This is a genomic window from Blastococcus sp. SYSU DS1024, from assembly GCF_054050795.1.
Genome location: NZ_JBJHAA010000012.1, coordinates 126,680 through 138,076 on the forward strand (window position 1 = coordinate 126,680; position 11,397 = coordinate 138,076).

At 73.2% G+C, this 11,397-nt stretch carries 10 protein-coding genes and 1 tRNA gene; 2 read left to right on the top strand and 9 right to left on the bottom strand.

Annotated features, from left to right (window positions below; all coding sequences use genetic code 11):
* Window positions 1-19: 19 nt before the first annotated feature.
* The 9 genes from ACI79S_RS12985 to ACI79S_RS13025 all read right to left on the bottom strand — a co-directional run bounded on the left by ACI79S_RS12985 (window position 20) and on the right by ACI79S_RS13025 (window position 7,518).
* Window positions 20-148, bottom strand: coding sequence for a hypothetical protein (locus ACI79S_RS12985; protein ID WP_456593848.1), 129 nt, complete (start codon window positions 146-148; stop codon window positions 20-22).
* 273 nt (window positions 149-421) lie between these two features.
* Window positions 422-495, bottom strand: a tRNA-Pro gene (locus tag ACI79S_RS12990).
* 87 nt (window positions 496-582) lie between these two features.
* Window positions 583-1,929, bottom strand: coding sequence for a ribosome biogenesis GTPase Der (gene der, locus ACI79S_RS12995; protein ID WP_456593849.1), 1,347 nt, complete (start codon window positions 1,927-1,929; stop codon window positions 583-585).
* Entirely contained in the window at window positions 1,926-2,630 is a 705-nt protein-coding gene (gene cmk / locus ACI79S_RS13000; RefSeq protein WP_456593850.1) for a (d)CMP kinase, read from the bottom strand. Before cmk ends, der begins: the two co-directional genes overlap by 4 nt.
* A 58-nt stretch (window positions 2,631-2,688) precedes the next feature.
* The gene (aroH, locus tag ACI79S_RS13005) at window positions 2,689-3,051 is read right to left on the bottom strand and encodes a chorismate mutase (protein ID WP_456593851.1); all 363 of its coding nucleotides are present in this window, start codon (window positions 3,049-3,051) and stop codon (window positions 2,689-2,691) included.
* A gap of 129 nt (window positions 3,052-3,180) precedes the next feature.
* Entirely contained in the window at window positions 3,181-4,257 is a 1,077-nt protein-coding gene (locus ACI79S_RS13010; RefSeq protein ID WP_456593852.1) for an ABC transporter ATP-binding protein, read from the bottom strand.
* Window positions 4,258-4,286: 29 nt separating this feature from the next.
* On the bottom strand, window positions 4,287-5,261 hold the full coding sequence (locus ACI79S_RS13015; protein ID WP_456593853.1) for a carbohydrate ABC transporter permease: 975 nt from the start codon (window positions 5,259-5,261) through the stop codon (window positions 4,287-4,289).
* Window positions 5,258-6,136 carry a carbohydrate ABC transporter permease gene (locus ACI79S_RS13020; protein ID WP_456593854.1) on the bottom strand — a complete coding sequence of 293 codons (879 nt, stop codon included), beginning with the start codon at window positions 6,134-6,136 and terminating at the stop codon, window positions 5,258-5,260. Before ACI79S_RS13020 ends, ACI79S_RS13015 begins: the two co-directional genes overlap by 4 nt.
* A 65-nt stretch (window positions 6,137-6,201) precedes the next feature.
* Entirely contained in the window at window positions 6,202-7,518 is a 1,317-nt protein-coding gene (locus ACI79S_RS13025) for an extracellular solute-binding protein (protein ID WP_456593855.1), read from the bottom strand.
* 308 nt (window positions 7,519-7,826) lie between these two features.
* On the opposite strand from ACI79S_RS13025, the gene ACI79S_RS13030 reads away from it, so the two are divergent.
* Together ACI79S_RS13030 and ACI79S_RS13035 are read left to right on the top strand one after the other, a co-directional pair.
* Window positions 7,827-8,831 (top strand): LacI family DNA-binding transcriptional regulator, encoded by a 1,005-nt coding sequence (locus ACI79S_RS13030; RefSeq protein WP_456593856.1) that lies wholly within the window; start codon window positions 7,827-7,829, stop codon window positions 8,829-8,831.
* A 28-nt stretch (window positions 8,832-8,859) separates the two neighbouring features.
* Window positions 8,860-11,253 (top strand): beta-xylosidase/alpha-l-arabinosidase, encoded by a 2,394-nt coding sequence (locus ACI79S_RS13035; protein ID WP_456593857.1) that lies wholly within the window; start codon window positions 8,860-8,862, stop codon window positions 11,251-11,253.
* The last annotated feature ends 144 nt before the right edge of the window (window positions 11,254-11,397 follow it).

The following is an 11,397-nucleotide window of genomic DNA, read 5'->3' on the forward strand; positions in this document are numbered from 1 at the left end:
CACGAGGTGATCGCGACGATCAGGCAGCCAGGTCGACACCCCGGCAGCGGACCTCCAGCCGCGGCCGGCGGGTGGCCAGCTCCCACGGCACCGTTCCGAGGAGCTCAGGCAGGACCGGTCCGAGCGCGAGGCAGATGGCCGCGAGCACGTCGGGTGACGACTCCTCGCGGCCGTGACGGACGCTGGAGGACGACCGTCAGGCGTGCCAGGTCTGCGCCGGCGAGAAGCACCCCGGCTCGCGGACGGCCGGCCATCTCGGGGCGCCTCTCACGAGCGCCCCGCACCTGAGCCGGATGCACACCCGGCCACGCAGCGGCTTCGCCGAAGGCAGTGCAGCAACCCGTTGCTGCACTGGTCGCCCGGAACACGTCAGAGGCGGGCCGACCTCATGGTCGACCCGCCTCTGACCTGCGGTTCACTGTCGGGCTGACAGGATTTGAACCTGCGACCCCTTGACCCCCAGTCAAGTGCGCTACCAAGCTGCGCTACAGCCCGCGTGCCGACCGCCTGCCCGGAGTTCCCGGGCCGCGCGACGACCGCCCCGGAAGATTACCGCACGTCCCACCGGCGCCGTGACGGTGGTCAGCCGCGCTTGCCGTCCTTGTCCCGCCCCTCGCGGACCTTCACCGAGATCTCGATGGGCGTGCCGTGGAAGCCGAACTGCTCGCGCAGCTTGCGCTCCAGGAACCGGCGGTAGCCCGCCTCCAGGAAGCCGGTGGAGAAGACGACGAACCGCGGGGGCCGGATGTCGGCCTGCGTGACGTACTTGATCTTCGGGGCCCGGCCGCCGCGCGCCGGCGGCGGGGTCTCCTGCACCAGCGCCCGCACGAAGGTGTTGAGCTCGGCGGTGGGCACCCGGGTCTCCCAGGAGGCCAGGGCCGCCCGCAGGTGGTCGGCGAGCTTGCTGACGCCGCGGCCGGTGGCGGCGGAGATGTTGACCCGCGTGGCCCACTTGACCCGGGCGAGCTCCCGCTCGATCTCCTTCTCCAGCTGGTAGTGCCGGTCCTCGTCGAGGGTGTCCCACTTGTTGATCGCGACGACGAGCGCCCGGCCGGCCTCGACGACCTGGCTGATCACCCGCTGGTCCTGCTCGCTGATCACCTCGTCGGCGGCGAGCAGCACGACGGCGACCTCGGCGGCCTGGATCGCCGCCTCGGTGCGCAGGCTGGCGTAGTACTCCATGCCGCTGGCGGTGTTGACCTTCCGGCGGAGCCCGGCGGTGTCGACGAACCGCCACTCCTCGCCGCCGAGCGTGACGATCGAGTCGACCGGGTCGACCGTGGTCCCGGCGACGGAGTCGACGACCGAGCGCTCCTCCTTGGCCAGCCGGTTGATGAGGCTGGACTTGCCCACGTTGGGCCGGCCGACCAGCGCCACGCGGCGGGGCCCGCCCTCCTCCTCCTCCTCGCGCGGCGCCTCGGGCAGCGCGTCGAGGATCAGGTCGAGCAGGTCGCCGCTCGCCCGGCCGTGCAGCGCGCTGACCGCCTGGGGCTCGCCCACGCCGAGGCTCCACAGCTCGGCGGCGTTGGCCTCGCTGCGCTCGTCGTCGACCTTGTTGGCCACGAGGATCACCGGCCGGTCGCTGCGCCGGAGCACCCGGGCGGCCGCCAGGTCGGTCTCGGTGGCCCCCACCTGGCTGTCGACGACGAGGACGATGACGTCGGCGGTCTTCATGGCGTACTCGGCCTGCCGGGTGATGGAGGCCCCCAGGCCGGCTGCCCTCGGGTCCCACCCGCCGGTGTCCACCACGGTGAACCGCTTGCCGTTCCACAGCGCCTCGTAGGCGATGCGGTCCCGGGTCACGCCCGGGGTGTCCTGCACGACGGCGGCACGGCGGCCGAGGATGCGGTTGACCAGCGTCGACTTGCCCACGTTGGGCCGGCCGACGATGGCCACGACCGGGAGCGGCCCGCCCTCCTGCTCGGTCACGTCCGCTGCCCCGCGCCGACGCCGGACTCGGCCAGCGCCACGATGCGGTCGACGACCTGGGCCTGGGAGAGCTCGCTGCTGTCGACGACGACGGCGTCCGCGGCCGGGCGCAGCGGGCTGTCGGCCCGGCTGCTGTCGTACTCGTCGCGGCGGCGCAGGTCGGCGGCGAGCGCCGCGATCTCCGCCGGGTCGCTGAGGCCCAGCTGCCTCGCGCGCCGCTGCGCGCGCACCTCCGGTGCGGCCGTCAGGTAGATCTTCAGCGTGGCGTCGGGCAGCACCACGGTGCCGATGTCGCGGCCCTCGACCACCACGACGTCGGCCCCGGCCACCAGGGCGCGCTGCTGGTCGACCAGCTGCCTGCGGACGGCGGGCACGGCGGAGACCGCCGACACCGTCCGGGTCACCTCGGCGCCGCGGATGCGTGCGGCGACGTCGACACCGCCGACCTCGACCCGCTCCGTCGCGGCCTCGGTGCCCACGACGATCCGCGCCTCGGCGACGGTGCGGGCCACGGCCTCGGCATCGTCGGGATCGATGCCGGCGTCGAGCACCGCGACGGTGGCCGCGCGGTACATCGCGCCGGTGTCCAGGTAGGCCGCGCCCAGCCGGGCGGCGACGCCGCGGGCGACGCTGGACTTGCCGGTCCCTGACGGGCCGTCGAGGGTCACCGCCCCGCGGAAGGGGCTCTGGGGGGTGGTCATGTGCTCCTGCTCGGTCGTGGGGCCTGCTCGTTCATGGGGTCGCGGTCGCCGGGCCCGGTCACTGCGCGATGTCCCGCCGCAGCGCCACGGCGCCGCGCAGGTAGACGTGCTGGATCTCCGCCCGCGGCTTCGGCGTCTCGACGTGCGCCATGAGGCGGAGCACGCGTGGCAGGGCGTGGGGCACGGCGATCTCGGTGGCGCACATGAGCGGCACGCCGCCCATGCCGAGCTCGCGGGCGGCCAGCGCGGGGAACTCCGAGACGAGGTCGGGGGTGGCGGTGAACAGGATGCTGATCACGTCGTCGTGCTCGAGCCCGTTGCGGTCGAGGACGGCGGCCACCAGCTCGCGGGTCGCCTCGAGCACCTGCTCCCGGTCGTCGGCGTCGACCTGGGTCGCGCCCCGGATGGCTCGGACGGCCATGCACTCTCCTCGCTCGCGTTCCCCCGCCTCCCGGGGACCCCACGAGTCTAGGGAGCGTCCGCCACCCCTTCTCCCCCGCGCACGGCGGGCCCGACCGGCGACCCGCGTCCGGGCCGCCGGTCGGGGGTCTCAGCCGCCCAGCCGGGCGCCGGTGCGCCCGTCGAACAGGTGCACGTGGCCGGGGCGGGGGCGCACGCGCAGCAGCTCGCCCTTCCGCGGCGGGGTACGCCCGTCGACGCGGGCGGTGATCAGCTGTTCCTCGCCCCCGGCGGTCGTCCGGCCGTAGACGTAGGCGTCGGCGCCGAGCTCCTCGACGACGTCGACCTCGACCGGGAGCCCGTGACCGGCGATCTCCAGGTCCTCCGGCCGTACACCCAGGGTCACCACCGGCTCCGACGTCGCGCCGAGCACCTCCCGGTCCACCGGGTGCACCTCGTCGCCGAAGTGGACGCCACCGTCGACGACCGGTAGCGGGAACAGGTTCATGGCGGGCGAGCCGATGAACCCGGCCACGAAGACGTTGGCCGGCCGGTCGTAGAGCTCGCGCGGCCGGCCCACCTGCATGAGCAGCCCGTCCTTGAGCACCGCCACCCGGTCGCCCATCGTCATCGCCTCGATCTGGTCGTGGGTGACGTAGACGGTGGTGATGCCCAGCCGCCGCTGGAGGGCGGCGATCTGGGTGCGGGTCTGCACGCGGAGCTTCGCGTCGAGGTTGGACAACGGCTCGTCCATGAGGAACACCTGCGGCTGCCGGACGATCGCCCGGCCCATCGCCACCCGCTGCCGCTGCCCGCCCGACAGCGCCTTGGGCTTGCGGTCGAGGTAGGGCTCGAGGTCCAGCAGCTTCGCCGCCTCCCGCACCCGCTCGGCGATCTCGGCCTTGCCCATGCCCGCCATCTTGAGGGCGAAGCCCATGTTGTCCGCGACGGTCATGTGCGGGTACAGCGCGTAGTTCTGGAACACCATCGCGATGTCGCGGTCCTTGGGCGGCACCTCGGTGACGTCGCGGTCGCCGATGAGGATGCGCCCGTCGGTGACGTCCTCCAGGCCGGCGAGCATCCGCAGCGACGTCGACTTGCCGCAGCCCGACGGGCCGACGAGGACCAGGAACTCGCCGTCCTCGATCTGCAGCTCCAGACCGTCCACCGCGGGTCGTTCGGCGCCGCCGTAGACGCAGCTGGTGTGCTCGTAGGTGACCGAGGCCATGGGTTTCCTCTCGCGAGCGGCGGGCCGGGCTACTTGCCCGCGCCGGCGGTCAGGCCGCTCAGCAGGTAGCGGCGGCCGACCAGGTACAGGACGAAGATGGGGACGACCGACAGCGTCACCGCTGCCAGGAGAGCCGGGACGTTGGTGCCGAACTGGCCCTGGTAGTCCCACAGGCCCAGGGTCAGCACCCGCGTGCTCACCGACTGGGTGAGCACCAGGGGGAAGAGGAAGCCGTTCCACGCGGTGAGCGAGGTGAACACCGCCACCGTGGTGATCGCCGGCTTGGCCAGCGGGAGGACGAGGTTGCGCAGCGCCTGGAACGGCCCGGCGCCGTCGAGGGTCTGCGCCTCGTACAGCTCCTTGGGGATGTCGCGCAGGCTGTTGGTCATCACCAGCAGGGCCACCGGCATCGCGAAGGCCGCCGTCGGCAGGATGACCGCGAGCAGGGTGTCGTACAGGCGCAGCTGGGTGATCAGCAGGTACACGGGGATGATCGCCGCCTGCGCGGGGATCGCCAGCCCGACGAGCATGAGCGAGAAGCCCCGCTGCACCACGCGCCCGGCGTTGCGGGCCACGGCGTAGCCGGCCGGGAGCGTCAGCCCGACGACGATGGCGACGGTGGCCACCGTGACGATCACCGTGTTCATCAGGTACGTCGGGAAGTCGCCGGAGAGGACGGTCTGGTAGTTCTCCAGCGTCGGGGCCGGGGGCGGGGCCAGCGGGTTGTCCGACAGGTAGTCCGACCGGGTCCGGAAGCTGGCGGCCACCAGGAAGTACAGGGGGACGGCGACCAGCGCCAGCCAGATGGTCGCGAGCACGCCCGCCAGGACGTTCGGCCGCCGGCTCGCCCGCCGCCGGCGCCAGATCCGGCGCCGCTGGCGCTCCGGCACCTCGGGAACCGGTGCGATCGGCGAGGGCGGCGCCTCGGCCGTGCGCACGCCGCTCCCAGCCGCAGCGCCGTCGGTCGCGCTGCCGTACCCGCCCAGCGGCGCCCGGTCGGTCACATGCCCTCCTGCTGGCTCTGCATCTTGCGGAAGCCGGTCGCGGTGGTGACGGCGAGCGACAGGCCCGCGCCCAGGACCAGCAGCAGCACCGCGATGGCGCTGGCGTAGCCGAACTCGAACCCGCTGAACCCGGTGATGTACATGTGCAGCGGCAGGATGCGCGTCGCCGTCCCGGGCCCGCCGCCGGTGAGGATCAGGATGGTGTCGAACGTGGTCACCGAGCCGACGAGCATCAGCACCGTCGAGGTCACGACGGTGTACTTCAGCAGCGGCAGGGTGATGGTGAAGAACTGCCGGTAGCGACCTGCGCCGTCGAGGGTGGCGGCCTCGTAGAGGCTCTGCGGCACCTGACGGGCGGCGGCTTGGTACAGCAGCGTGTGGAACGGCACGTACTGCCAGCTGATCACCCACACCACGGTGTAGACCACCAGCTCGGTGTTGCCGAGGAAGTTGAAGTTGCCGAGGAACGGCAGCCGCTGCGTGACCCCGAAGTTCGGGTCCAGGACCGCGGCCCACAGCAGGGCGATCGCCGCCGTGGACAGCAGCAGCGGCAGGAAGAAGAAGGAGCTCAGGATCGCCCGGTTGCGCTGGCGCCCGGCCGCCCAGACCCCGATCAGCATCGCGATCGGGGTCTGGACGACCCAGGTGAGCACCATGAACAGCAGCGTCAGCCGCAGCGAGTTCCACGCCCGACCGTCCTCGACCAGGCGGGTCCAGTTCTGCGTCCCGGAGAGCTCGGGGAACCCGAAGCCGTTCCAGGAGGTGAAGCTGAGGTAGACGACCAGGACCATGGGCAGCACGGCGAACGCCCCGAAGAACGTGACCGCCGGTACGAGGTACCAGCCCGAGGGCCGGTCCTGCCGGGTGATCGCCATCCGTGGTGCCCCTGTCCTGGTGCGCTGAGCCGGAACCTGCATGGTGCGGTGCGGATCGACGCCGGTCAGACGTCCGACATCGCGTCGACGAAGCCCTGCGGCGTCTGGTTACCGAGGAAGAGCTGCTCGAGCTGGGTGAGCATCTCGGTCGCCTCGTCGGCCGGCAGGTCCTGGTCCCACGACAGCTGGAAGTTGTCCGCCTCGGCCGTCGAGTCGTAGATGAACGTCGCGTAGTCGCCGTTCTCGGTCTCCGCCAGCTGGTCGCGGATGCCCTGCACCGGCGGCACGTCACCGGCCTCGATGAGGTCGGAGATGTACTGGTCGTCGGTGAGCGCCGTCCGCAGGTACTCGCGCGCCGTCTCCTTGTGCTCCGAGGAGCTGGTCAGCGAGTAGAAGTTCGACACGTTGCCCACCAGGTTCGACGGGTCACCCGCGCCGCCCTCGATCGCCGGGAACGTGCTCCACCCCAGGCCACCGCTCTCGACGAACTCGGGGCTGTCGTTGAGCTGGTTGGTGTACTCCCACGAACCCATGAGGTGGAAGCCCGCGTCGCCCTGCGCGAGGATCGTCGACGCGCCGCCCACGTCGTAGCCGACGGAGGCGAAGTCGCTGCCGAAGGCGCCGCGGTCGATGAGCTCGCGCAGCATCGTCAGCGATTCGAGGACGGCCGGGTGCTCCCACGCCCCCTCCTCGCCGTCCCGGATGGCCTGGAAGACCTCGGGGCCGCCGACGCGGTCGAGGATGTACTCGATCCACATGAGCTCGGTCCACGCCTGCGTGCCGGCCAGCGCGATGGGCGTGACCCCGGCCGCCGAGAGCGTGTCGACGGCGGCGAGCAGCTCGTCCCAGGTCTGGGGGACCTCGACGCCGGCGGACTCGAGCACGTCGTTGTTGTAGAAGAGCATCACCGGCTGCATGCCGCGCATCGGCAGGCCGTAGTTCTTGGCGTCGAGCTCCGCCCCCGCCAGCACGCTGGGCAGGAAGGCGTCCCGCAGCTCGGGGTTGTCGTCCAGCAGCCCGGAGAGGTCCTCGACCTGGCCGGCGTCGACGTACTCCTTCAGGTTGCCGCCGCCCCAGTTGAAGAAGAGGTCCGGCGCGTTGGGCGAGCCGAGAGCGACCCGCAGCCGCTGCTTGTAGGGGTCGTTGCCGAACGTGGCGAGCTCCAGCTCGCCGGCGTCGGAGTTCTCGTTGAAGCGCTCGATCGAGGCCTCCTCGATCGGGTTGAGGGCGGCGTCCTCGAGGGCCCAGACCTGGCCGGTACCGCCCTCACCACCACCACCTCCTCCGCCCGGGCCGGAGGAGCCGCAGGCCGCGACCAGCGTGCCTGCCAGGACCAGAGCGCCGGCCTGAGTGGCCACGCGGGTCAGACGCCGGAGGGACATCCCACCGCCACCTTCCTGTTTCGTCGTTGAGAACCGAAAGTTTCGAGCAGTTGCGCGAATGTAAGCCGGGTCACCATCGGTGTCAACGGGGCCGTCGCCGCACCGTTATGCGGGCCCGTCGGACGCCCGGTGGCGCCCGGGACCCCCTCCCGGCTACCGTCCCGAGTCACCCGGGCGGGGTACCGGAGCTTCGAAACTTTCGATACCATCGTCGTTCCTGTCAGAGTGACCCGGACCACGAGACGGGTACCGCCGGGGCAGGTCCCGGTGAGGCCGGACCTGCGCGCAGACCCCTGAGGAGGACGGCAGTGGCGACACCCCAGCTCGGCCGACCGACGCTGGCCAGCATCGCGGCCGCGGCCGGCGTCTCGCTGCCCACCGTCTCCAAGGTGGTGAACGGCCGCCAGGACGTCTCGCCCGCCACCCGGGCGCACGTCCTCGCCCTGCTCGAGGAGCACAACTACGTCCCCGTGGCCCGCAGGTCCGCGAGCCCGGCCCGCCCACTGGTGGACGTCGTGTTCACCGCGCTGGACAGCCCCTGGGCGGTGGAGATCCTGCGCGGGATCACCGAGAGCGGGCTGGACGTGGTGGTGGGCACCCTCGCCCGCGACCCCGGCGCCGACTGGGTGCAGGGGCTGATCAACGGCGGGCGGCAGGGCGCCCTCGTCGTCACCTCCCGGCTCACCGCCGCCGACCAGCGGCGGCTGGGTGGGTCCCACCTGCCGGTCGTCGTCATCGACCCGGTCGACATGCCGGGTCAGGACGTGCCCAGCGTCGGCGCGACCAACTGGGCCGGCGGGCTGGCGGCGACCGAGCACCTGGTCGAGCTCGGTCACCGGCGGATCGCGGTGATCGGCGGGCCGGAGGCGTTCCTGTGCAGCCGCGCGCGCATCGACGGCTACCGGGCCGCGTTGGAGCGCGCCGGCATCGGCGTCGACCCCGACCTGGTGCGGCACGGGAACTTCCACCACGAGGGCGGCTACGACCAGGCCCGCCTCCTGCTCGAGCTGCCCGATCCACCGACGGCGGTCTTCGCCGGCAGCGACGAGCAGGCCTTCGGCGTGCTGGAGGCCGCCCGCCAGGCCGGGCTCTCGGTGCCCGGCGACCTCTCGGTCGTCGGCTTCGACGACCTGCCCATGGCGCGCTGGTCCTCGCCTCCGCTGACCACCGTGCGCCAGCCGCTGGCCGACATGGGTCGGATGGCCGGCCGCATGCTGCACGACCTGATCACCGGGGGGCAGCTGGACACCCAGCGCATGGAGCTGGCCACCCACCTGGTCCCCCGCGCCTCCACCGCAGCGCGCCCGCGCTGACCTCCTCCGCACCCCTGGAGCCATCTCCTTGATCGAGCCCCCGGCCGCCGACGTCCCGGAGCCCACCGTCCTCCCCGGCCCCCCACCCGCCGACTGGACCGACCCCTCGCTCTCCCTGTCCGAGCGGGTCCGCGCCCTCATGGCGGTCATGACGCTGGAGGAGAAGGTCGCCCAGCTCTACGGGATCTGGACGGCGATCGGCGACGGCGAGGACGTCGCACCCAACCAGCACGAGTTCAGCGAGCCCCTGCCGCCGTGGGAGGAGCTGACCAAGGCCGGCCTCGGCCAGCTCACGCGGATGTTCGGCACCGGCCCGGTCGAACCGCTCACGGCGGCGCGCGTGCTGGCCCAGACCCAGCGGGACCTGATCGCGAACTCCCGGCTCGGCATCCCGGCCGTGGCCCACGAGGAGTGCCTCGCCGGGTTCACCGCCTGGCAGGCCACGGTCTTCCCGGTGCCCCTGGCCTGGGGCGCCGCGTTCGACCCCGACTCGGTGGGCCGGATGGCCGCGGCCATCGGGGCGCAGATGCGCTCGGTCGGCGTCCACCAGGGCCTCTCCCCCGTCCTCGACGTCAGCTTCGACCACCGCTGGGGCCGCACCGAGGAGACCATCGGCGAGGACCCCTACCTGGTCGCCGTCCTGGGCAGCGCGTACACCCGCGGCCTGGAGGGCTCGGGCATCGTCGCGACGCTCAAGCACTTCGCCGGGTACTCGGCCTCCGGTGCCGGCCGCAACCACGCCCCGGTGCACCTGGGCCCGCGCGAGTTCGCCGACGTCGTGCTGCCACCGTTCGAGACGTCCCTGCGCGAGGGTGGCGCCCGCTCGGTGATGCACTCCTACGCCGCTGTCGACGGCGTGCCCCCGGCCGCCGACGGCGCGCTGCTCACCGGCCTGCTGCGCGACACGCTCGGCTTCGACGGCGTGGTCGTCGCCGACTACTTCGGCGTCTCCTTCCTGGAGGCGACCCAGGGCGTGGCCGGTTCCCCCGGTGAGGCGGCTGCGCTGGCCCTGGCCGCCGGCGTGGACGTCGAGCTGCCGACCGTGCGCTGCTACGGCGAGCCGCTCCTGGAGCTGGTCCGCACCGGTGCGGTGCCCGAGTCGCTGGTCGACCGGGCGGTCGAGCGGGTGCTGCGGCAGAAGGGCGAGCTCGGGCTGCTCGACGCCGGCTGGGACCCCGAGCCGCAGGCGCTCCGGGACGGCGGCGAGCTGGCCCTCGACCCGCCGGAGATGCGGGCGCTCGCGCGCACCATGGCCGAGCGCTCCGTGGTGCTGCTGGACAACACCGCCGGCGTGCTGCCGCTGCGGGCTCCGTCGTCGGTCGCCGTCGTCGGGCCGTGCGCCGACGAGGTGCTGTCGCTGATGGGGTGCTACGCGTTCCCCAACCACGTCGGGGTGCAGCACCCCGACGTGCCGCTGGGCATCGAGCTGCCCACCCTGCTGGACGCGGTCCGCAGCGAGTACCCCGACGCCACGGTCACCACGGCGGCGGGCTGCCCGGTGCAGGAGCCCGACAGCAGCGGCATCGCCGAGGCCGTCGGCGTCGCCACCGCCGCCGACGTCTGCATCGCCGTCGTCGGCGACGTCTCCGGGCTCTTCGGCCGGGGCACCTCCGGTGAGGGCTGCGACGCCGAGGACCTGCGGCTGCCCGGCGCCCAGGCGGAGCTGCTGGACGCGCTGCTGTCGACCGGCACCCCGGTGATCGTGGTCCTGCTGAGCGGTCGGCCGTACGCGCTGGGCGAGGTGGCCGGCCGGGCCGCCGCGGTCGTGCAGGCCTTCTTCCCCGGCGAGGAGGGGGCCGGGGCGGTCACCGGCGTGCTCTCCGGCCGCGTGAACCCCTCGGGCAAGCTGCCGGTCCAGGTGGCGCGCACGCCGGGCGGTTCGCCGGCCACGTACCTGAGCCCGGCGCTGGCGCGCAGCAGCGGCATCAGCTCCGCGGACCCCACCCCGCTCTTCCCGTTCGGTTTCGGCCTCTCGTACACCCGCTTCGCCCTGGGGGACCTGCGGCTGGACGACGTCGCCGTCGGCGACGTCCCGGCGGAGGTGGCCACCGACGGCTCGGTGCGCCTGTCGTGCACCGTCACGAACACCGGCGAGCGGGACGGCGCCGAGGTGGTGCAGCTCTACCTCTCGGACCCGGTGGCGAGCGTGGTGCAGCCGGTGCGCCGCCTGGTCGGCTTCGCCCGCGTGGAGCTCGCCGCCGGCACGTCGGCGCGGGTGGTGTTCGCGGTGCACACCGACCGGGCGTCGTTCACCGGGCGCGACCTGCGCCGCATCGTGGAGCCGGGTGAGCTGGTGCTCGCGGTGGGCACCTCCAGCGAGGACCTGCCGCTGCACGCCCGGGTCCGGCTCACCGGTCCGGTGCGCGAGGTCGGCCCCGACCGTGTCCTGACCACGCCGGTGGAGGTCGCGCCCGCCCGCTGAGCACCGGTCCGGTCAGCGCGCGCCCCGCAGCCGGGCGCGGGGCGCCCCCCCCCCCGGCCGCGCCCCCCCCGGCCCCCGCGCCGGCCACAACCCCCCCACCCTCCACTGGTTCTACAACAACAACGCGCCGCCCCCGGGGAAACA

Excerpts from the sequence above, each read along its gene's own strand:
- cmk (WP_456593850.1), bottom strand. The coding sequence starts at position 2,630 with ATGACCACCCCCCAGAGCCCCTTCCGCGGGGCGGTGACCCTCGACGGC.
- aroH (WP_456593851.1), bottom strand. The coding sequence starts at position 3,051 with ATGGCCGTCCGAGCCATCCGGGGCGCGACCCAGGTCGACGCCGACGAC.
- ACI79S_RS13010 (WP_456593852.1), bottom strand. The coding sequence starts at position 4,257 with ATGGCCTCGGTCACCTACGAGCACACCAGCTGCGTCTACGGCGGCGCC.
- ACI79S_RS13020 (WP_456593854.1), bottom strand. The coding sequence starts at position 6,136 with ATGGCGATCACCCGGCAGGACCGGCCCTCGGGCTGGTACCTCGTACCG.
- ACI79S_RS13025 (WP_456593855.1), bottom strand. The coding sequence starts at position 7,518 with ATGTCCCTCCGGCGTCTGACCCGCGTGGCCACTCAGGCCGGCGCTCTG.